Source organism: Nocardia sp. NPDC004151 (genome assembly GCF_042874235.1).
Taxonomy (GTDB): domain Bacteria; phylum Actinomycetota; class Actinomycetes; order Mycobacteriales; family Mycobacteriaceae; genus Nocardia.
In genome coordinates this window covers 349,941-370,253 of record NZ_JBIAMR010000001.1, presented here as the reverse complement: position 1 = coordinate 370,253, position 20,313 = coordinate 349,941, and the positions used below count along the sequence as shown (strand labels likewise).

Annotated in this window: 18 protein-coding genes; 5 read left to right on the top strand and 13 right to left on the bottom strand. The window is 69.6% G+C overall.

The annotated features are described in order from the left end of the window. Nucleotides 1–38 precede the first annotated feature (38 nt). Complete coding sequence (locus tag ACFYTS_RS01640) at nucleotides 39–851, top strand: enoyl-CoA hydratase/isomerase family protein (RefSeq protein ID WP_387300593.1); 813 nt, start codon at nucleotides 39–41, stop codon at nucleotides 849–851. Between the two features lie 52 nt (nucleotides 852–903). On the opposite strand, the gene ACFYTS_RS01635 is transcribed toward ACFYTS_RS01640, so the two are convergent. The 6 genes from ACFYTS_RS01635 to carD form a co-directional block, all read right to left on the bottom strand. After that, nucleotides 904–1,182, bottom strand: a complete 279-nt coding sequence (locus tag ACFYTS_RS01635) for a DUF4190 domain-containing protein (protein WP_357275752.1) — start codon at nucleotides 1,180–1,182, stop codon at nucleotides 904–906. A 157-nt stretch (nucleotides 1,183–1,339) separates the two neighbouring features. Then, nucleotides 1,340–2,323 (bottom strand): 23S rRNA (guanosine(2251)-2'-O)-methyltransferase RlmB, encoded by a 984-nt coding sequence (gene rlmB / locus ACFYTS_RS01630; protein WP_357275754.1) that lies wholly within the window; start codon nucleotides 2,321–2,323, stop codon nucleotides 1,340–1,342. Between the two features lie 349 nt (nucleotides 2,324–2,672). Continuing rightward, the gene (gene cysS / locus ACFYTS_RS01625; RefSeq protein ID WP_357275756.1) at nucleotides 2,673–4,073 is read right to left on the bottom strand and encodes a cysteine--tRNA ligase; all 1,401 of its coding nucleotides are present in this window, start codon (nucleotides 4,071–4,073) and stop codon (nucleotides 2,673–2,675) included. A 45-nt stretch (nucleotides 4,074–4,118) separates the two neighbouring features. Beyond that, complete coding sequence (ispF, locus tag ACFYTS_RS01620; RefSeq protein WP_387301068.1) at nucleotides 4,119–4,586, bottom strand: 2-C-methyl-D-erythritol 2,4-cyclodiphosphate synthase; 468 nt, start codon at nucleotides 4,584–4,586, stop codon at nucleotides 4,119–4,121. A 14-nt stretch (nucleotides 4,587–4,600) separates the two neighbouring features. After that, on the bottom strand, nucleotides 4,601–5,347 hold the full coding sequence (gene ispD / locus ACFYTS_RS01615; protein ID WP_357275758.1) for a 2-C-methyl-D-erythritol 4-phosphate cytidylyltransferase: 747 nt from the start codon (nucleotides 5,345–5,347) through the stop codon (nucleotides 4,601–4,603). Between the two features lie 2 nt (nucleotides 5,348–5,349). Continuing rightward, nucleotides 5,350–5,838: an RNA polymerase-binding transcription factor CarD gene (gene carD, locus ACFYTS_RS01610; RefSeq protein ID WP_019931623.1), complete on the bottom strand. Its 489-nt coding sequence runs from the start codon at nucleotides 5,836–5,838 to the stop codon at nucleotides 5,350–5,352. A 475-nt stretch (nucleotides 5,839–6,313) separates the two neighbouring features. Here carD and ACFYTS_RS01605 point away from each other — a divergent pair, with 475 nt between their 5' ends. Together ACFYTS_RS01605 and radA are read left to right on the top strand one after the other, a co-directional pair. After that, nucleotides 6,314–6,964: a hypothetical protein gene (locus ACFYTS_RS01605; protein ID WP_357275762.1), complete on the top strand. Its 651-nt coding sequence runs from the start codon at nucleotides 6,314–6,316 to the stop codon at nucleotides 6,962–6,964. Nucleotides 6,965–7,158: 194 nt separating this feature from the next. Next, nucleotides 7,159–8,559, top strand: coding sequence for a DNA repair protein RadA (gene radA / locus ACFYTS_RS01600; RefSeq protein WP_357275764.1), 1,401 nt, complete (start codon nucleotides 7,159–7,161; stop codon nucleotides 8,557–8,559). A 135-nt stretch (nucleotides 8,560–8,694) separates the two neighbouring features. Here radA and ACFYTS_RS01595 read toward each other — a convergent pair whose 3' ends face one another. After that, on the bottom strand, nucleotides 8,695–9,363 hold the full coding sequence (locus tag ACFYTS_RS01595) for a hypothetical protein (RefSeq protein WP_387300589.1): 669 nt from the start codon (nucleotides 9,361–9,363) through the stop codon (nucleotides 8,695–8,697). Nucleotides 9,364–9,467: 104 nt separating this feature from the next. Beyond that, nucleotides 9,468–10,091: a carbonic anhydrase gene (locus ACFYTS_RS01590; RefSeq protein ID WP_357275769.1), complete on the bottom strand. Its 624-nt coding sequence runs from the start codon at nucleotides 10,089–10,091 to the stop codon at nucleotides 9,468–9,470. 229 nt (nucleotides 10,092–10,320) lie between these two features. On the opposite strand from ACFYTS_RS01590, the gene ACFYTS_RS01585 reads away from it, so the two are divergent. Beyond that, nucleotides 10,321–11,193: an A/G-specific adenine glycosylase gene (locus ACFYTS_RS01585; protein ID WP_387300587.1), complete on the top strand. Its 873-nt coding sequence runs from the start codon at nucleotides 10,321–10,323 to the stop codon at nucleotides 11,191–11,193. Nucleotides 11,194–11,318: 125 nt separating this feature from the next. Here ACFYTS_RS01585 and ACFYTS_RS01580 read toward each other — a convergent pair whose 3' ends face one another. The 5 genes from ACFYTS_RS01580 to kstR all read right to left on the bottom strand — a co-directional run bounded on the left by ACFYTS_RS01580 (nucleotide 11,319) and on the right by kstR (nucleotide 17,987). Continuing rightward, nucleotides 11,319–12,194, bottom strand: coding sequence for a metal ABC transporter permease (locus ACFYTS_RS01580; RefSeq protein ID WP_357275774.1), 876 nt, complete (start codon nucleotides 12,192–12,194; stop codon nucleotides 11,319–11,321). Then, nucleotides 12,194–13,219, bottom strand: a complete 1,026-nt coding sequence (locus tag ACFYTS_RS01575; protein WP_387300585.1) for a metal ABC transporter ATP-binding protein — start codon at nucleotides 13,217–13,219, stop codon at nucleotides 12,194–12,196. Before ACFYTS_RS01575 ends, ACFYTS_RS01580 begins: the two co-directional genes overlap by 1 nt. Nucleotides 13,220–13,356: 137 nt before the next feature. Beyond that, the gene (locus ACFYTS_RS01570) at nucleotides 13,357–14,319 is read right to left on the bottom strand and encodes a metal ABC transporter solute-binding protein, Zn/Mn family (protein WP_357275778.1); all 963 of its coding nucleotides are present in this window, start codon (nucleotides 14,317–14,319) and stop codon (nucleotides 13,357–13,359) included. A gap of 170 nt (nucleotides 14,320–14,489) precedes the next feature. Beyond that, on the bottom strand, nucleotides 14,490–17,066 hold the full coding sequence (gene otsB, locus ACFYTS_RS01565; protein WP_387300582.1) for a trehalose-phosphatase: 2,577 nt from the start codon (nucleotides 17,064–17,066) through the stop codon (nucleotides 14,490–14,492). Nucleotides 17,067–17,336: 270 nt separating this feature from the next. Then, complete coding sequence (kstR, locus tag ACFYTS_RS01560; protein ID WP_357087396.1) at nucleotides 17,337–17,987, bottom strand: cholesterol catabolism transcriptional regulator KstR; 651 nt, start codon at nucleotides 17,985–17,987, stop codon at nucleotides 17,337–17,339. A 168-nt stretch (nucleotides 17,988–18,155) separates the two neighbouring features. On the opposite strand from kstR, the gene ACFYTS_RS01555 reads away from it, so the two are divergent. After that, nucleotides 18,156–20,306, top strand: coding sequence for an acyl-CoA dehydrogenase (locus ACFYTS_RS01555; protein ID WP_357275784.1), 2,151 nt, complete (start codon nucleotides 18,156–18,158; stop codon nucleotides 20,304–20,306). The last annotated feature ends 7 nt before the right edge of the window (nucleotides 20,307–20,313 follow it).

Here is a 20,313-nt window from a genome sequence, read left to right as displayed (position 1 = left end):
CCTGCCCGGAGTCGGACACAGGGCCTAATATGCACCGCATGAGTTCGGAATTGCTTGTGGACGTCTCCGGGGGCGTCGCGGTCCTGACGCTCAACCGGCCCGCCCAGCAAAACGCGCTGACTCCGGCCATGGCGTCGGAACTCGGTGCGTCCCTGCGTCGCTGCGACAACGATGACGCCATCGGTGCGGTCGTCATCACCGGCACCGCGCCCGCGTTCTGCGCGGGCGCGGACCTGTCGCTCAAGGTCGGCGAGGTCAACGGCCTCATCGACCCGGCGCCGTTCCGGATCCGGAAACCGGTCATCGCCGCGGTCAACGGGCACGCCGTCGGCATCGGCCTGGAGATCGCGCTGCAGTGCGACCTGCGCTACCTGGCCCGCGACGCCGTGTACGCCCTCAACCAGGTCCGCCGCGGCGCGCTCGCCGACGGCTTCGCGCACTGGACCCTGCCCCGCCTGATCGGCAGCGCCCGCGCCGCCGACCTGCTGCTCACCGGCCGCACCTTCGACGGCGACGAGGCGTACGCGCTCGGCATCGCCAACTCCTGCCTGCATGCCGCCGAGGTCCTGCCCACCGCCCTCGAGGTGGCCCACGACATCGCCCACGGCTCGGCCCCGCTCCCGGTGGCGCTGTCCAAGCGCCTGCTCTGGGAGGCCCCCACCATGGACCCGGACACCGTGGGTCGCTTGGAAACCGAGCTCAACGACTACGTCGCCAAGAGCACCGACGGCGGCGAAGGCGTCGCGGCATTGAAGGACCGCCGCCCGCCGAAGTGGACCGGCAGTGTCGCGGGGGAATGGCCCGCCTGGGACGGCATCACCGGCGGCGAGCAGCGCCCGGGCCTGGACTGACTCCGGGCGAGCCGCGTTCGGAGGTTCGGCGGCCGAGCCCCCGGGGAGTCGCTTACGCGCGTCCGCTGATCACCATCATCAGGAAGATGCTGCCGAACACGACCATCATGAACGTTCCGATGATGCCGAGGACGTAGCCGACCAGGACCTGCACCCGGCCACCGAAGCGCCCCCCGCCCTCCTCGATGTCGTTGAGCGCGCGGCGGCCGAGGGCCCACGCGATCGGTCCCAGCGCGCCGCAGCAGAACACGCTGAGCGCGCCCAGTAGCAGGACGGCGGTTGCGTGCTCGTGCTCGACGGGGGACCCGAGGGGCGGCTGATCGAAGACCACCGCCAAAGTTTACGGGCGGAAGGCGCCGCGCGGCAGGTGGACGCGCGGTGTTCGCTTGGGCCACTTGATTATCGAGGCCGTCTGGACAGCGGCCGGTGATGGTCGAGTGACCGATTCGGAACCGGCGCCGTCGGATTCGGCCCCGGCTCCACCGGCCTCAGGAGCGGCGCTGCCGCGCCACCTCGGCCAGCACGACGCCCGCCGCCACCGACGCGTTGAGCGACTCCACCGGCCCCGCCATCGGAATGCTCAGGATCGAGTCGCAGTTCTCGCGCACCAGTCGGGAGAGCCCCTTGCCCTCGGAGCCGACCACGATGACCGTCGGTGCGCTGCCGTCGAATTCGTCGAGGGTGGTGTCGCCGCCCGCGTCGAGCCCGACGATCTGATAGCCCTTGTTCGCCCAATCCTTCAGCGTGCGAGTCAGATTCGTGGCGCGCGCGACCGGAAGCCGCGCCGCCGCACCGGCACTCGTGCGCCACGCCACCGCGGTGACGCTGGCGCTGCGCCGCTGCGGGATGAGCACGCCCTGCCCGCCGAAGGCCGCCACGGACCGGATGACCGCGCCCAGGTTGCGCGGGTCGGTGATGTTGTCCAGCGCCACGATCAGCGCGGGCTCGCCGGAGTTGTGCACCCGGTCCACCAGATCGTCGGGGTGCGCGTACTTGTACGGCGGCACCTGCAGCGCCATGCCCTGGTGCATGCCGTTGTGGCTCATCTTGTCCAGGTCGGTGCGCGGCACCTCCAGGATCGAGATACCGATCTCGGCGGCCGTCTTCACCGCCTCGGAGAGCCGGTCGTCGTTCTCGGTGCCGTTGGCGACGTACAGGGCGGTGGCGGGCACGCCCGCGCGCAGGCACTCCACGACCGGGTTGCGGCCGAGCACCAGCTCGGGCCCCTCATTGTCCTTGCGGCCCGCGATGGGGCGGCTCGCATTGCGCGACCGGGTGGTGGCGGCGGTCGCCTCGGCCTTGGCCTTCGCCTTCGCGCGCTTGGCGGCGACATGGTAGACGCGGTCCTCGGCCTTGGGGGTCGCCCCCTTGCCCTCGAGTCCACGCCGGCGCTGCCCGCCGGACCCGACGGTCTGCCCCTTCTTGCTGCCGGTCTTGCGGGTAGCCCCGCGTCGCTGGGAATTGCCTGCCATCACTTTGCCTTCCGTGTCTAATTGCCCTCCGCTTCGCTCCGGGCGGGTTCGCGGCCCCCGAGGTCTCGATTCTTCCCTCCTCCGCTCCTCCGCTTCGCTCCCCCGCTCCGTCAGTCCAGAATCGAGACGGGCCGCGAACTGTACGCGGGGCGAACATGGTGAGCGGTCTCGACTGGGCCGTACGGGAGACCTGCTGGTGGTCGGCTTGGCATGATCTTGCGCTGCCGAGGCAGTAACCCCTGCCATGCCACGCAGGGGACGTAGGAATTGTGCCCCACGCTGGGCCGCGGCCCCGAATTCGGTGCGCTCCGCCACACCGTTGCGGAACCGCAGCTCCCGCTCGGAACCGCTACTTCTTCCCCTTGGACAAGGCCCATTCCGCGCCCTGCGGCGTGTCGGTGACCTCGACGCCCGCGGCCTGCAGCCGGTCGCGGACCGCGTCGGCGGTGGCCCAATCCTTGTCAGCGCGCGCCTGCTGCCGCCGCTCCAGTTCCGCGCCGATCAGCACGTCCAGTGCGGCGATGGCGTTCGAGTTGTCGGCGGGCGCGGCCCAGTGCGCGTCCAGCGGATCCACGCCGAGAATGCCCAGCATGGCCCGGACCTGACCGGCGAGCATGCGCGCGCCCGAGAGGTCACCGGCATCGAGCGCCTTGTTGCCCTCGCTCACCACGCCGTGAAGTGCGGCCAGCGCCTGCGGAACGCCGAGATCGTCGTCGAGTGCCTCGGCGAAGGCCGGGGTCCAGGTGCCGACCGGCACGTCGCCGGTGCGCTCGGCGACCCGCAGCACGAACGCCTCCAGGCGCTGGTATCCGGCGGCGGCCTCGGTCAGCGCCTGATCGGAGTATTCGACCATCGACCGGTAGCCCACGCTGCCGAGGTAGTAGCGCAATTCGACCGCGCGCACCCCGACCCGTTCCAGCACATTCGGAATGGACAGCACATTGCCCAGGGACTTGGACATCTTCTCGCCGCCCATGGTCACCCAGCCGTTGTGCAGCCAGTAGCGCGCGAATCCGTCCCCGGCCGCGCGCGATTGCGCGATCTCGTTCTCGTGGTGCGGGAAAACCAGATCCATTCCACCGCAATGAATATCGAATTCCGCACCGAGATAGAACTCGGCCATGGCGGAGCATTCCAAATGCCAGCCCGGCCGGCCGGGGCCCCACGGCGACGGCCAATTCGGTTCACCGGGTTTCGCGGCCTTCCACAGCGTGAAATCGCGCGGATCCTTCTTACCGGTGCCCGCGCTCTCACCCTGGTGCACGTCATCGAGCTTGTGCCCGGACAACTTTCCGTAATCCGGGAAGCTCAGCACATCGAAATAGACATTGCCCTCGGAGGCATAGGCGTGGCCGCGCTCGATGAGCCGTTCCATCATCCCGACCATCTGGGTGATGTGCCCGGTGGCGCGCGGTTCCGCGGACGGCGGCAGCACGCCGAGCGTCTCGTAGGCGCGGTCGAAGGCGCGCTCGTGCGTGGCCGCCCACTCCCACCAGGGGCGGCCGTGCTCGGCGGCCTTGGTCAGGATCTTGTCGTCGATATCGGTGACATTGCGGATGAAGGCGACGTCGAAACCGTTGGCGGCCAGCCACCGTCGCAGCACGTCGAAGGCGACGCCGCTGCGCACGTGCCCGATGTGGGGTTCCCCCTGAACGGTCGCGCCGCACAGGTACACCGAGGCTTTGCCGGGGACCAGCGGCGTGAAATCACGCAGGGTCCGCGTCTCGGTGTCGAAAAGGCGCAGAGTCACGACAGAGCATCCTAGCTGTTGGGAAATGGGCGGATTACGGGTGCGTCAGGCGCGGCAACACAGCAGGGCGGTGGCCACCGCGGCCACGCCCTCGCCGCGGCCGGTAAGGCCCAGACCGTCGGTCGTGGTGCCCGACACCGAGATCGGCGCACCCAGGATCTCACCCAGCACCTGTTGCGCCTCGGCCCGCCGGGGACCGATTTTGGGCCGATTTCCGATGACCTGTACAGCCGCATTGACAATCGAGAATCCGGCCTCGTCGAGCAGTCGCCGGACTTCTTTCAGCATGGCCGCGCCGGACACGCCCTCCCATTCGGGACGGCCGGTGCCGAAGACCGCGCCGACATCGCCGAGTCCGGCGGCCGAGAGCAGGGCGTCGCAGAGCGCGTGGGCGGCGACATCGCCGTCGGAGTGGCCCGCGCAGCCGCTGTCGCCCTCGAACAGCAGGCCCGCCATCCAGCAGGGGCGGCCGGGTTTGATGGGGTGGACATCGCTGCCGATGCCGGTGCGCAGGCTCATCGGATCCATCACGGCGCGATCACCGCCGCGCGTGTCGTGTCCAGCCCGCCTGCGGTGTCGGGCGTATCACGGCGGGCGGCCAGGGTATTGGCCAGGACCAGGTCCAAGGGCGAAGTGATCTTGAAAGCGAGGGCGTCACCGAGCACCGTCTCGACGGTCGCACCCAGCATCTCCACCAACCCCGCGTCATCGGTCGCCTGTGTGCCCACAGCGTAGGCGGAGCGCAGCAGCTCGGCGTCGAAGCCCTGCGGAGTCTGGACGGCGCGCAGCTCGGAGCGGTCCGGCGTGCCGGTCACCGCGCCCGAGGCGTCCACGGATTTGATGGTGTCGGCCACCGGCAGGGCGGGCACCACGGCCCGCGCACCCGCGCGCAGCGCGTCCACGACCCGGGTGATCAGGGCCGGGGGAGTCAGGGCCCGGGCGGCGTCGTGCACCAGCACCAGGGTGGCGTCGGGGGCGGCCGCGAGGCCGGCCCGCACCGAATCGGTGCGCTCGGCGCCGCCGGCGACCACGTGCACGGGGACGTCGGAGTCGGGCAGCAGGGCTCGGGTCTGGGCGACGAGTTCGGCGGGCACCATAACCACAACGTCGTCGACCGACCCTGAATCGATCAGCCCCTGGACCGCGAGAGTGAGCATGGGACTGCCGCCGACGTGGACGAAGGCCTTCGGCTTGTTCTCACCGAGACGCACGCCCATGCCGGCGGCAGGAACCAGGGCGACGACACGAACGCCGTCGCCGGGTGTTGTTTTCACGGTCAGGAGGCCGCTGCGAGAACCTCGTCGAGCAGGGTCTCGGCCTTGACGTCGTCGGTGCCCTCGGCGAGCGCGAGCTCGCCGACGAGGATCTGCCGGGCCTTGGCCAGCATGCGCTTCTCACCGGCGGACAGGCCGCGGTCCTGCTCACGACGCCACAGGTCGCGGACGACCTCGGCCACCTTGTTCACATCGCCGGAGGCGAGCTTCTCGAGGTTGGCCTTGTAGCGACGGGACCAGTTGGTCGGCTCCTCGGTGTGCGGAGCCCGCAACACCTGGAAGACCCGGTCCAGGCCCTCCTGCCCGACGACATCGCGGACGCCGACATACTCGGCATTCTCCGCGGGAACCCGAACGGTCAGGTCGCCCTGTGCGACCTTCAGGACCAGATACTCCTTTTGTACACCCTTGATGGTGCGGGTTTCGATAGCTTCGATCAGCGCCGCTCCGTGGTGGGGGTAAACGACGGTGTCTCCGACCTTAAAAATCATGTGTCCCGTGCCCCTTTCGATGTTCACAGTTTAACATGCGACTCGGTAACGGCGCGATCAACGGCGCAGGTCAGGGCCACAACGGAGCGGCGGCGGGGGTTGACAGATGGCGAATCGTGTGCATCCCGTTGTGGCATAAGGGGATAGCGCATCGCACTGTTCGCGCGCATATGCGAGTGCGTAGTTCGCATACGCGACCGGGCACCCTCGCATAAACGGCAATGCATCTCTCGAGAACTCGTCTCGGAATCTCTGTCAGGCCCCCTGACACATCCCACCCGGTCGCTCCGTGTGATCTGTGACGCGCCCGGCCGAGAACGCACCGCACTCGCACCGATATCGCACGACGCTCGCAACCGATACCGCGTGACGCGCGCACGACACCGCCCGCGTGTAGCACGGGGGAAGCGACGCACTACTCTCATTGACTACTACTCTCCATAGTGGAGTGAGCCCGGTCGACATGGAGGACACCGTGACTGCCCTGAAAGCCACCACTGCGTCGAAGTCGCGGCGGCGTGCCGTGACAGTTGCTGCACTCGCTGCGGGTGCGGTGCTCGCGCTGTCGGGTTGCGGCGCCGGTCAGATCTCGCAGACCGCCACCCAGGTCGCCGCCGTCAACGGCAGCACCGCCAATGTCGGGTCCATCGCGCTGCGTGACGTGCGCTTCCTGCTGCCGCAGGGCGAGGAATCCGGCAACACCAAGGGTGGCAAGGCCGTGCTGGCCTTCACCGCCGTGAACATGAGCGACAGCAAGACCGACGAGCTGGTCAGCATCACCGCCGAGGGCCTGGGCACGGTCAAGCTCGACGGCAAGATCGAGATCAAGCCGTCCAGCGCTGTCGTCGCCGACAAGCCGACCGCCAAGGACGCGGCTCAGGCCTCCGCCGTGCGCGAGCAGAACGCCGGCCAGCCCGCCTCCGACAAGGTCGCGGACCCGAGCGCCAAGCCGATCCTGATCGAGGTCACCGGTCTCGCCAAGGACGTGAACCCGGGCCTGACCTACCCGCTCACCTTCAACTTCAAGGAGGCCGGCACCGTCGTCGTCAACACCCCGGTCGACGCCGGTCCGAACAACCCGCGCCCCGAGCCCGCCAAGGCGGAGAAGAAGGGCGGCGAGCACTGAGCTCGCGCTGAACCTCTGAATTGTGCCCGTCCCGGATCTGGGGCGGGCACAGTTGTTTCCGATCACCCGGACGTTCGCGGCCGTCTCGATTCTGGACTGACGGAGCGGGGGAGCGAAGCGGAGGAGCGGAGGAGGGAAGAATCGAGACCTCGGGGCCGCGAACCCCGCCCGGAGCGAAGCGGAGGGCAAAAGATATGGCCAAGGTGAAATCGGTGTATCGGTGTGCGGAGTGCACGTGCGAGGTCGCCAAATGGGTTGGGCGCTGCCCGGATTGCGGGGCGTGGGGGAGCATCGAGGAGGTGGCCGCGTCCTCGGGCGCGATGGCGGTGGGGCGGCGGGCCATGCTGCCGAGCACGGCGGCCACGCCGATCTCGAGCATCGACTCCAACAAGACGCAGTCGCGGTCGACGGGCGTGTCCGAGCTGGACCGGGTGCTGGGCGGCGGGATCATCCCCGGTTCGGTGGTGCTGTTGTCGGGGGAACCGGGCGTCGGCAAGTCGACGCTGCTGCTCGAGGTGGCGCACCGGTGGGCGCGGGCGCGTGACGAGATCGCGCTGTACGTGACCGCGGAGGAGTCGGCGGGTCAGGTGCGGCTGCGGGCGGACCGGACCGACGCGGTGCACGAAAAGGTGTACCTGGCCGCGGAATCCGATCTTGCGACCATCCTGGGCCACGTGGAGCAGGTGAAACCCAGTCTGCTGGTGGTGGACTCGGTGCAGACCATGCTGGCCGCCGACGCGGACGGCGTGATCGGCGGTGTCACCCAGGTGCGGTCGGTGACGGCGGCGCTCACCTCGCTGGCGAAGGCGACCGGGATCGCGGTGCTGCTGGTCGGGCACGTCACCAAGGACGGCGCGGTGGCCGGTCCGCGCACGCTGGAGCACCTGGTGGACGTGGTGCTGCAGTTCGAGGGGGACAAGCATTCGTCGCTGCGCATGGTGCGCGGCATCAAGAACCGTTTCGGCAGCACCGACGAGGTCGGCTGCTTCGAGATGGTGGAGGCGGGAATCCGTTGCGTGGACGACCCTTCCGGGCTGTTCCTGCACCATCGCACCGATGCGGTGCCCGGGACCGCGGTCACGGTCGCCATGGACGGCAAGCGCCCCATGCTGGGTGAGGTGCAGGGCCTCACCGTGGACACCCAGGCGCCCGCCCCGCGGCGCGCGGTGAGCGGGCTGGACTACAACCGCGTTTCCATGGTTCTGGCGGTCCTGCAGAGCCGTGGGGGCGTGTACGTGGGCAAGCAGGACGTCTACGCGGCCACCGTGGGCGGTATGCGGCTCACCGAGCCCGCGGCGGATCTGGCTGTCGCGCTTGCCATCGCGAGCGCCAGCCAGGATCTGGCGCTGCCGACCGGCATGGTGGTGCTGGGTGAGGTCGGGCTGGCGGGCGAGGTGCGCCAGGTGACCGGGCTGACCCGCCGGTTGGCGGAGGCGGAGCGGCTGGGCTTCACCGAGGCCCTGGTCCCGCCGGGCGTGGACCGCACCGGCCGCACCATGACATTGCGCGAGGTGGCCGATATCCGTGCGGCACTGTCGGTTACCGGTCTGCGTCGGCGTCGGCGCGATCAGGAGCCCGTGGAAATGGCGGAGTGAACGCCGGAATCGAATAGCGCGAGCGCGAATTCGACATGGGGGAGGAATTCGATTCGCGAATACCCGGAATTCTCCGGAAACGACGAAGGCCGGGATCCGTGTGATCGGATCCCGGCCTTCGGTGTGCTGGCGGCGTCAGGCGATATTGAACGGTTCCGGCTGGCTGCGGACCGAACCGAGCTGGGCCACAACGGTGTACGGCCCGGCCGGAACCTGCAGGCGCTCGCCCGCGCAGCCCGGCTGCGAGCTGGCGCCGGACCAGGTGACGGTGAAGGCGGCCTGCTGGCCGGGGGCCAGGGCGCGCATGTCGGGGGTGCCGTCCGGGTAGCAGTCGGTGCTGGACCACAGCCTGCGCTGGCCGTCGAGGGACTGCACCTGGACCAGCTGCAACCCGGAACCCATGTCGCGTTCGCAGACGCCGCTGGAGATATTGGTGATGACGATGCCGAATTGCGGCTGCTCGCCGACCTTGTAGGTGGCCTGTCCGACGGTGACCTTCACCGCCAGCGACTGATCGGGGCACTGGGCCTTCGCCACCGGGGCCGCGCCGCTCGACGACGCGGCGGACGGCTTGGCCGAGCTCGGGTCCGGAGTGCCCGTGGCGCTGCCCGAGGGCTTACCGCTGGCCGCCGCACTGGAGCCGGCGGCGGCCTTGGTGTCGGACTTGTGGTCGTCGCCGCCGCCCTTCAGCAGCGCGAAGCCCACCCAGAGCACCAGGGCGAGCCCGATCACCATCGCGCCGATCGCGACCGCGCGTCGACGCCAGTAGATTTCCGGTGGGAGTGGTCCGTTCGGTTCCAGCACGGTGACAACGGTAAGCGCACCGTCCGGGTCATCCCGAGCAGGGTCTCGGCGTGTCGGTCGCGAAAGCGGCTACGGGGCCGGTAAATTCCGGCCCCCGCGGCGGGTCAGACCACTTCGCCGATATTGCCGATGACGCGGTGCAGCTTGATCTGGCCTTCGCCGAGGTTGTAGGTGACGCAGGCGATGGCGCACTCGCCGGTGGCGACCCGCTGGGAGATGATCATCGACCGCTGCATGAGCAGGCGGGCGGTCTCCTCGACATGGCGGGCCTCGAGTTCGTCGACGCTCGCCAGGCCCTCGCGGCGGCCGATCAGAATGGACGGGGTGACGCGTTCGACGACCGAGCGGATGAAGCCGCCGGGCACATTGCCGTGGTCGAGGGCGTCGATGGTGGCCCGGACCGCGCCGCAGCTGTCGTGGCCGAGGACCACGATGAGCGGCACGTTCAGGACCTGCACGCCGTATTCGATGGAGCCCAGCACGGAGGCGTCGATGACGTGCCCGGCGGTGCGCACCACGAACATGTCGCCGAGGCCCTGATCGAAGATGATCTCGGCGGCCACTCGGGAGTCGCCGCAGCCGAACAACACCGCGCCGGGCTGCTGCCCGTCGACGAGCTTGGCCCGCTCGATCGCGCCTTGGCTAGGGTGCCGCAACTGGCCGTTGACGAAGCGTTCATTGCCTTCGCGCAGGGCTTTCCACGCACTGATCGGGTTGTTATGCGGCATGTGACTCATTTTCCATAGCCCCTCGGTTACCGGCGAGTCCATGGCGTTACGGTCCGGCAAAGACGGGCCGACCACGCCGCCGCGAACTCGGTGAGCTGCCGAACACGCCGGGAGACTTCTGTGTGCGGCACGCCGGGCTGGGAAATCCGGCCCCTTCGGTATGGATACCATCGCCCATGGTGGTCTGCAGGATTCCCTGTGCCCCAACCCGGAGCGCAGCGGAGGGCAAATGGATATGGACAGTGATGCGCTGATCGACTGGTATCAGGAGACTGCTCGGGACCTGCCGTGGCGGCGGCCGGGGGTTACCGCGTGGCAGATCTTGATGAGCGAGATCATGCTGCAGCAGACGCCCGTGGTTCGGGTGGAGCCGATCTGGCGGGAGTGGGTGGCGCGCTGGCCGGTGCCGTCGGCGATGGCGGCCGCGCCGCAGGGTGAGGTGCTGCGCGCCTGGGGCAAGCTCGGGTATCCGCGGCGGGCGCTGCGGCTGCACGAGTGCGCGCGGGTATTGGCCGCCGAGCACGGCGACGAGGTGCCCGCCGACGTGGATGTGCTGCTGGGCTTGCCGGGCATCGGGGCGTACACCGCCCGCGCGGTCGCGTGTTTCGCGTACGGGCAGCGAGTTCCGGTGGTGGACACCAATGTTCGCCGGGTGGTGGCGCGGGCCGTGCACGGTCGCGCCGAGGCCGGCAATCCGGCGGCCCGCGATCTGGCCGAGACCGAGGAGCTGTTGCCGACGCGGGTCGATCGGGCCGCGGTCATGTCCGCGGCGCTGATGGAGCTGGGCGCGCTGGTCTGCACCGCCCGGACCCCGGGCTGCGAGCGCTGCCCGCTGCCCGCGTGCGCGTGGGTGTCGGCGGGCCGTCCGGTCTCGGAGGTGGTGCGCAAGGTGCAGAAGTACGAGGGCACCGATCGTCAGGCGCGCGGACGACTGCTCGATGTGCTGCGGGATTCGTCGGGGCCGGTGGAGCGGGTTCGCCTGGACCTGGCCTGGACTCGGGATCCGGGTCAGCGGGACCGGGCCCTGGATTCGCTGCTGGTCGACGGTCTTATCGAGCAGACCCCCGACGGCTTGTTCGCGCTGGCGGGCGAGGGGAGCTGACGCCGCGTCGCTCGCTCCCGGGCCGATACGTGACGGCCCGGGAGCGAGCGAGTGGGCACGATCTGCCGCCCCTCATGCGGCAGATCGGGTGGGGTGTGGCCGGTTTCGCGGGATAGTCGCGAAAATCAGGCGGCGACCAGGGCGGTGCGCCGATTGCGGGTGCGGGACCCGACCACGCGGCAGATCAGGTAGATGGTGAACGAGATGGTGGTGACGAAGGTTGAGATCGGCACGCCGGGGGCCAGCGACAGCAGAATGCCGCCGACCGCGGCGATCTCGGCGAACACGATCGACAGCACCGCTACCCGGGCCGGGCTCGCGGTGAGCTGCGCGGCCGCCGCGGCGGGCGTGATGAGCAGCGACAGCACCAGCAGTGCGCCCACGATCTGCACGCCGAAGGCGGCCGTCACGCCGAGCAGCACCGCGAACACGATCGACAGCGCCCGCACCGGAACCCCGCGCGCGACAGCGACTTCCGGGTCGGAGCTGGCGAACAACAGCGGCCGGTAGACGGCGGCCAGCACCACCAGCACCGCGGCCGTGCAGGTGGCCAGCAGCCCGAGACCGGAATTGCCGACGCTCACCACCTGGCCGGTGAGCAGCGAGAACTTGGAGCCCGCGCGTTCCGGGCCGAGCCACAGGAACAGCACCGACAGGCCCAGACCGAAGGACAGCACCACCGCGATCACCGAATCGCGTTCGCGGGCCCGGGAACCGAGCACGCCGAACAGCACGGCGGCCACGACCGACCCGATGATGGCGCCGACGCCCACCCCGATCCCGGCGAGCAGCGCGGCGGCCGCGCCGGTCAGTGACAGTTCGCTGGTGCCGTGCACGGCGAACGACATCTGGCGGCTGATGATGAGCGGTCCGATGGCCCCGGCCAGCAGGCCCAGCAGCGCGGCGGCGATCACGGCCTGCTGCACGAAGTCGTAGGCCAGCAGGTGCGTGGTGGTGGACACGTCGAACAGCTGCGAGAACAGCTTGGACAGTTTCTCCATCAGGCCCGCACCTCCGGCTGGCAGTGGGCCGCGCCGGATTCACCGAGCGCGTCCATGGCGTCGCCGGTGCCGACCACGACGAGGCGGCCGCGCACCCGCAGCACGTCGACCTCGGTGCCGTAGAGCTCGGAGAGCGTCTCGGAGGTCATCACCTCGTCGGGCGTCCCGATCCGGAACTTCCCGTCCACCAGGTAGAGCACCCGATCCACCAGCGGCAGAATGGGATTGATCTCGTGGGTCACGAACAGCACGGCCGTCTCGTGGCTGCGCCGCCGCCGATCGATCAGTTCGGACACCAGCCGCTGATTGGCCAGGTCGAGTGAGAGCAGCGGTTCGTCGCACAGCAGCACCCGAGGATCTCCCGCGAGCGCCTGCGCGACCCGCAGCCGCTGCTGCTCACCGCCCGACAGCGCGTCCAGGGGCGCGTGCGCGAACTGCTCGGCGCCTACCGCCGAGATCGCTTCCGCGACTTTTCGTTTCCGCTCCTTACGCCCTCGGAACCCGATGCCCCAACGATGCCCGTCCACCCCGAGGCCGACGAGGTCGACCCCGCGCAGCTGTGCCCCGCCCTCGATGGTCTTCTGCTGCGGCACGTATCCGATCGCCGGATTCCCGAGCCGCGCCGGCGATCCCGCCACCTCGGCGGTCCCCGCGCTCAACGCCACCTGCCCCAGTAGCATCCGCAGCATCGAGGTCTTCCCGGACCCGTTGGGCCCCAGCACCGCGATGAATTCCCCGGCCTCGACCTCGAGGTCCAGTCCCTCCCACAAGGTCCGGTCCCCGAACGACAGCCGCGCACCCGATAGTCGCACCGCCGGCGCTCCGCGACGTTCAGTGGAACGATCGTCCACGCCCGCCGCATCCGCTCGTTGTTCGGCCGCGGCGGTATCGCGGAGTGTCGCCTGGTTGTTGTCGGTGCGGGTGGCGCGGCCGGAGGGGGTGCGGGGCCGCGCGCCGGTGAGGGCACAACCGGGTTTCGGGGTGGTGACGCCGGGGGTGGCGGGGGCGTCGGGCTTCGCGGACATGATGGTGCTCCCGGTTGGGGCGGAACGGGTTTCGGAGACGGCGCGGTCACCGGGCGCGGTGCGTGCGCTCGGTGACCGCGGGGTGCTCCGGTCGTTCAGCGGGGTTTCCTAGGTGCGAGGGTCGGGTGCGGCGGCGGTCAGGCCAGGGCTTTGGCCAGGGCCTGGGCGTTCTCGGTCATCCAGGTGACGTAGTCCTTGCCTTCGGGGAGGGATTCGGTTACCTCGACGACGGCGAGACCGGACTTGTCGGCGGCGGCGCGCAGGTCCTTGGTGAGCTTGTCCTCGGTCTGGATGTTGTAGACCAGGGCGCGAACCTGCTTGGCGGTCACCAGGTCCCGGACGGTGGCCACGTCCTGCGGGGCCGGGTCGGTGCCCTGCTCGATGGCCTCCTGGAAGGCGTGCGGGGTCTTGTCGTCGGCCTTGGCGGCGGTGAGCAGATTGGCGGCGATCGGCTCGGTCTGCAGGACCGGCTGGTTCGGGTGCTCGGCGGCGATCTTGGCGGTCACGGCCTCGATGGGGGCCAGCTTGGCCGCGAAGGCGGCGGCGCGGTCGGCGTAGTCCTGCTTGTGGGCGGGGTCGATCGCGCCGAGGGCGTCGGCGATGTGCTCGGCGACATGGCCGACCTGGTGTACGTCGTACCAGACGTGCTCGTTGGTCTCGTGGTCGTGCGCGGCGGCCTCGGTCTTGGCGGAAGTCGGTGCGGCCGAGGCGCTCTCGTGCGCCTTGTCTGCGTGTGCCGGGTCGCCTTCGGTGGCGATGTCGAAGGCGTTGACCGTCTTGGTGTTCCGTCCGGCGATGGCCTTGTCGATGAATTCGTCGTAGTGGCCGCCGTTGTAGACGACCAGCTTGGCGTCGGTGATCTTGGCGGCGTCGGCGGGCGAGACCTCGAACGAGTGCGGGTCGGCGCTCGGGTCGCTGATGATCGATTCGACCCGCACGTCGGGCCCCGCGACGGCCTTGGTGATGTCGCCCCAGACATTGGTGGAGGCGACGACGGTGAGCTGGTCCGAGGTCTTGGTGCTGCCGCAGGCGGTCAGGGTGGCGACGGTCGCGAGTCCTGCGGCGAACACGGCGAATCCTCGGGCAGAGCTTCTGGTCACGCGGGGCACTCCTGGCACGACGGCTTATCAATAACGAAAACGATTGCCATTTGAATGTAGCGCACGTCCCGGGCGAGTCCCTAGCCCCGATCCGCGGATGTGGTCCGCGACACGAAAGGCCCGGAGAGCAACCTGCTCTCCGGGCCTTTCAGAACTATCGAATCCTCAGGTCAGCGGCTGGTGAAGGCCGCGACCGGCTGGCTCAGCAACTGCGCGCAGCGCAGCAGACCGAGGTGGCTGTAGGCCTGCGGGTGGTTGCCGAGCGAGCGTTCGGCGACCGGGTCGTACTCCTCGGAGAGCAGACCGGTCGGTCCCGCCACATCCACCAGTTGCGCGAACAACGCCTCCGCGTCCTCCCGCTTGCCGATCAGCAGGTACGCCTCGACCAGCCACGCGGCGCACAGGTGGAACCCGCCCTCGCCGCCGGGCAGCCCGTCGTCGTGGTGGTACCGGTAGACGGTCGACCCGCTGCGCAGTTCCGCCTCGGTGGCCACCACGGTCGCCGCGAAGCGCGGGTCGGAGGGCTCGATCAGCCCGCTCAACCCGATGTGCAGGGTGGCGGCGTCCAGGTCGGTGCCGTCGTAAGCCGCTGTGTAGGACTGGACTTCGTCGTTCCAGCCCTCGGCCTTGACCTCGTCGGCGATGGTGTCGCGCAGCGGCGCCCACTCCGGGTCGGCCGGGCGGCCGAACTGCTTGGCCAGGGTGAGCGCCCGGTCCACCGTCAGCCAGCCCATGACCTTCGAGTACACGTGGTGGCGCGGATTGCCGCGGATCTCCCAGATGCCGTGGTCGGCTTCGCGCCAGCGCCGCTGCACCGCGGACACCATGGCGTGCACCAATTCCCAGTCCGCGTCCGGCAGCGCCTTGTCGGGATCGTTGATGCCCTGGCGTTCCCGGGTGTGCGCGAGCTGCGAGATGAGGTCCACGATGGGCCCGAACACGTCCAGCTGGACCTGCATGTTCGCCGCGTTGCCGACGCGCACCGGCCGCGAGCCGGCGTAGCCGGGCAGCTGGTCGATGACGGCCTCGGGCGGCAGGGTCTCGCCGTAGAGGGTGTACAGCGGGTGCAGCCGCTCGGGTCCGGGCAGCGTCTCGAGCACCCGATGCACCCAGGCCAGCAGCTCCTCGGCCTCGCCGGTGGAGCCCAGCGAGACCAGCGCGGACGCGGTGAGCGAGGCGTCGCGCAGCCAGCAGTAGCGGTAGTCCCAGTTACGCACGCCGCCGATGTCCTCGGGCAGCGAGGTGGTGGCCGCGGCCAGGATGGAGCCGGACGGCGCGTGCACCAGTCCGCGCAGGGTGAGCGCGGAGCGCTTCATCAGGTCGGGCTTGAGCGGCGGCAGTTCGAGGGTGCCGACCCATTCCGCCCAGTAGCGTTCGGCCTCGCGGCGGCGGTCCGTCTCGGGGCGCATGGCGGGCGCGAGATCGGAGGTGCCGCAGCGCAGTTCGAGCACGACCGGACCCTGGGAGGGGTCCACGACGGCGCGGGCGGTGTGGTGGTTGCCCTCGTCGATGATCTCCCATTCGACGCCTGGGGAGCGCAGCACCATCGGATCGTTGGTGCCCTCGAGCTTGAGCCCGCCGGTGGCGTGCATCAGCCGCACGGGCACCTGCCCGAATTCGGGCCGAGGCGCGAAGGTGATGACCGCCTTGGCGTCACCGGTGATGACCCGGGTGAGGTCGGTGCGCTCGGGTACCACGTCGTGCGGGAGGTAATCCACGACCTGCAAACTGGACCAACGGGTTTCGACGGTCATGGTGCCGTCGACGTACCGCTGCGACAGCGGCAGCCCGGCGCGTTCGGGCTGAATGGTGAAGTGCCCCGCGCCCGGTCCGCCCAGCAGGTGGGCGAAGACGGCGGCGGAGTCGGGTTCGGGGTGGCACAGCCAGGTGACCGTGCCGTCCGGTGTGACAAGGGCTTTGGAGCGAGGGCTGGCCAGCATGGTCAGCCGCTCGATTCGAGGGGCCGAGGCACCTGCCAACCATGTGCGGCGCTCCTCGAGTAGGAACGCCAGCGCCTTCGACACCTCCTCGGTGCTGGCCACATGGTATTTCGCGAGGGATTCGCCGTCGCCGACCTTGATGCCGACGTCGGGTCCGGAGAGGCGCTTGAATGCCTTCTCGTCGGTTACGTCGTCGCCGATGAACAGCGCCGCGGAAGCGCCCTGCTGATGCCGGACGATGTCGAGGGCCGCGCCCTTGTCGGTCTCGACTACCGCGAGCTCGATGACTTCCTTGCCCTCGGTGGTCTGCACGCCCACCCAGCTGGCCGGACCCTGTCGCACCTGAACCAGTGCGCGACGGCCGATTTCGGGGCTGGCATTGCGGACGTGCAGGGCCACGCTGGCGGGTTTGATCTCGACCGAGGCGCCCGGGTTGTCCTGAGCGATCTGCGTCAGGGTTGTAGTGACTTCTTGCAGTAGCTGTTTCGCGTCGTTGTCGATGGCGTGCACGAAGCCGACATCGAATTCCGAACCGTGACTACCGATCAGCTGAACCTCGACCGGAAGTCGCGACAGCGCCGCGAGATCTCGCAGGGCGCGGCCCGAGATGACGGCAGCCGTGGTGCCGCTGAGGCCGGCGAGAGCGCGTAAGGCGTTCACCGACTCTCGATGGGGATAGGCCTTGGCCGGGTCGGAGACGATGGGCGCGATGGTCCCGTCGTAGTCCGAAGCGACCAGCAGCCGTGGCACGCGGGCGATAGCCGACAGGGCACGGCGCAGTTCGAGTGACAAATCCTGTGCGCTCACGCATCCAACCTAGTGATCGGAGGAGATTTTTCAGGGCGCGAGTGATGCTACTGGGTCTTGATTGCCCGCTCGTGTGTGCGGTGATACATAGCGTTTACAAGACACTTTCGCGTCCTTCGCACCTTGTGTGAGACACACCCGGGTTGCTCGCTGTTCACCCCGGCTGACCAGCGCTGTTCCAGCAAACCCGGACCCCGGAAATGCCAACGGGCTGCCCGGCTCTCCGGACCGGGCAGCCCGTCTCGCTTCGCGAACGCAGTAATGCGTTCGCTACTCCTTGTCACCGCCGATGAGCAGATCGACGGTCAGCTCCAGACGCTCGGTGACGTCCGTGGCGGACGCGCGACGGGTCAGCCAGGCGACCAGATTCGACAGCCACACATCGGAGATGACGCGGGCGATGGCGAGCTGGCGGTCGCTGGGGATCTCGTCGGACAGGGCGCGGGCGAAGAACCGGTCCATCACCTTGCCGACCCGATCGACCTCGGCGGCCGCGGACGCGTCGGCGAACATGAAGGCACGGGTCATGGCCTCGGTGAGCAGCGGGTCGCGCTGCATGGCCCGGGTGACCTGGGTGAGCAGCAGGTGCATGCGCTCCTGCGGGGTGGCCCCGGCCAGCGGCTTGCGGCGGCCCTCGAAGGACTCGAACTCCCGGGCCAGGGCGGACACCAGCAGGTGCACCTTGGACGGGAAGTACCGGTAGAGCGTGCCGACGGCGACGTCCGCGCGTTCGGCGACGGCCCGCATCTGGACCGCGTCGTAGCCGCCCTTGGAGGCGAGTGCGAGGGTCGCGTCGAGGATGCGTTTACGCCGGTCGCGCTGGGCCGCCGAGCTCAGATCCTCCTCGCTGAGGGTGGTGACGGGCGCGGTGCGTCCACCGGGCGCCCCGTCGGCGGCCTGCGATCGGGAGGGACTGGCCATCGGTTGAAAGTCCTTTCGCACGAATCGTTCGGTTCATCTCACCCGGCAGACACGCGCGCCGGGCACGAGTTCGTACCGCGTCGTCGGGACGGCGCTTGACTTCCGCCCGGCTCGAACATTAGAACATGTTCTAGGAGTGGAAGTCACGCCGGGAAGAAGGTAGGGGTTGTGACCATAGCCACCACTGACGAGCATAAAGCCGTCCAGGAGTCGATGCGCGGATGGGCGTCGGCAGTGCGACCAATTGCAACAATGCGTTCCGGCGCACCAGATTTCTGGCACGAATACTGGCCGCGCCTGGCCGATCTCGGGGTTTTCCGGGTCGCGGTTCCGGAAGAGGCCGGGGGCGCGGGCGGTACCGTCGGGGACCTGGCCGTCCTGATCGAACAGGCGGCGCACGACCTCGTCGGCGGACCGGTTCTCGCGACGGCGCTGGCAGGTCTCGTCGTCGGCGAGGCGCTCGACGAGACTACGCCATGCGGCGTCGCGCTCGAGGGCGAAATCGCGATCTCGGCGAGCGCCTCGGGCGCCGTGGTCTCCGGTGCGTGGGACTCGGTTCCGGGCGCCGCGCCGGGAACCGCCGTGCTGGTCCCGGTGCGTGACGGCGACCGCCACCTGTGGGCGCTGATCGACGCCGACGCCGCCGGGCTGACCGTCGAGCCGCTGGACGCGATCGACCAGAGCGTGCCGCTGTCCCGCGTGGTCGTCACCGATGTCACCGTGGCCGCGGACCGGCTGTTCGAGCCCGGCTTCTCGGTGCTGGACCTGGCGGCCACCCTGGTCGCCGCCGAGCTGGCGGGCATCGCGGGCTGGGCCCTGGAGACCGCCACCGAATACGCGAAGGTGCGCGAGCAGTTCGGCCGCCGGATCGGCGAGTTCCAGGCCGTCAAGCACATCTGCGCCTGGATGCTGTGCCGGGTCGAGCAGATTCGCGCGGTGGCCGCCGATGCCGCCGCCGCCGCGGACGCCGGGAGCGCCGAGCTCCCGCTGGCCGCCGCGGTCGCCCTGTCGATGTCCCTTGACGCCGCGGTCGAGAACGCCAAGGACTGCATCCAGGTCCTGGGTGGCATCGGCTTCACCTGGGAGCACGACGCCCACCTGTACCTCCGCCGCGCCACCGCACTGCGGCAGCTGCTGGGCGGCACCGCGCGCTGGCGGGCCCGGGTCACCGAGCTCACCCTGGCGGGCGTGCGCCGCACCGTCGGCATCGACCTGGGCGGCGAGGCCGAATCGGACTGGGAGACGGGCGGTTTGGACGCCGCCGAGGCGGCCGTGCTGGAGGCCGACCTGGCCAAGATCGCGGCCCTGCCCGAGGCCGAGCAGCGTCCGGCGCTGGCCGAGGCCGGACTGATCGCCGCGCACTGGCCCGCGCCCTACGGTCGCGGCGCCGGCCCGCTGCTGCGCACCCGCCTCGACGATCAGGTCCGCAAGGCCGGGATCACGCTGCCGGACATCGCGATCGCCAACTGGGCGATCCCGACCCTGCTGCAGTGGGGCACCCCCGAGCAGATCGAGCGCTACGCCATGCCCACGCTGACCGGCGAGGTCATCTGGTGCCAGCTCTTCTCCGAGCCGGGCGCCGGTTCGGACCTGGCGGCGCTGCGCACGGTGGCCGAGCGGGTCGAGGGCGGCTGGAAGCTGCGCGGTCAGAAGGTGTGGACCTCGCTGGCCGATCGCGCCACCTGGGGTATCTGCCTGGCCCGCACCGACGCGTCCGCGCCGAAGCACAAGGGCATCAGCTACTTCCTGGTCGACATGAAGAGCGCCGGGCTGGACATCCGGCCGCTGGTGGAGATCACCGGCGAGGCGCGCTTCAACGAGGTGTTCCTCGACGACGTCTTCGTGCCGGACGACTGCCTGGTCGGCGAGCTCGGCAATGGCTGGAAGATCGCGCGGTCGACGCTGTCGGCGGAGCGGGTGGCCATGGGCGGCAAGGGAATCGGTGACGAGCTGGAGGCGTTGATCGCCGCCGCGCCCGTCTCGGGCCCGGGCGCGGAACTGGTCGCGGATCGGCTCGGCGGACTCGTCGCGGAGTCGGTTGCGGGAACATTGTTGGAGGCCCGTGCGGCCCGGAAACTGCTGACCGGCGGCGACCCCGCCGCGGAGAGCAGTGTGCGCAAACTGGTCGGTGTCAGGCACCGGCAGGCGGTGGCCGAGTTCGCCGTCGAATTGTCCGGTGTCGCGGGCGCTCTGGAAACCCCTGTGGTGAAGGAATTCCTGCTCACACGCTGTTTGTCGATTGCTGGCGGTACCGAACAGATTCTGTTGACCGTCGCCGGTGAACGGATTCTCGGGCTGCCTCGCGAGTCGAGCAGCTAGCCCACAC

What these genes read in the sequence shown, in the direction of transcription:
- ACFYTS_RS01580 (WP_357275774.1), bottom strand. Translation starts at nt 12,194, where the DNA reads ATGGAGAAACTGTCCAAGCTGTTCTCGCAGCTGTTCGACGTGTCCACC.
- ACFYTS_RS01590 (WP_357275769.1), bottom strand. Translation starts at nt 10,091, where the DNA reads ATGCCGCATAACAACCCGATCAGTGCGTGGAAAGCCCTGCGCGAAGGC.
- radA (WP_357275764.1), top strand. Translation starts at nt 7,159, where the DNA reads ATGGCCAAGGTGAAATCGGTGTATCGGTGTGCGGAGTGCACGTGCGAG.
- ACFYTS_RS01575 (WP_387300585.1), bottom strand. Translation starts at nt 13,219, where the DNA reads ATGTCCGCGAAGCCCGACGCCCCCGCCACCCCCGGCGTCACCACCCCG.
- ACFYTS_RS01640 (WP_387300593.1), top strand. Translation starts at nt 39, where the DNA reads ATGAGTTCGGAATTGCTTGTGGACGTCTCCGGGGGCGTCGCGGTCCTG.
- rlmB (WP_357275754.1), bottom strand. Translation starts at nt 2,323, where the DNA reads ATGGCAGGCAATTCCCAGCGACGCGGGGCTACCCGCAAGACCGGCAGC.
- kstR (WP_357087396.1), bottom strand. Translation starts at nt 17,987, where the DNA reads ATGGCCAGTCCCTCCCGATCGCAGGCCGCCGACGGGGCGCCCGGTGGA.
- ACFYTS_RS01585 (WP_387300587.1), top strand. Translation starts at nt 10,321, where the DNA reads ATGGATATGGACAGTGATGCGCTGATCGACTGGTATCAGGAGACTGCT.
- carD (WP_019931623.1), bottom strand. Translation starts at nt 5,838, where the DNA reads ATGATTTTTAAGGTCGGAGACACCGTCGTTTACCCCCACCACGGAGCG.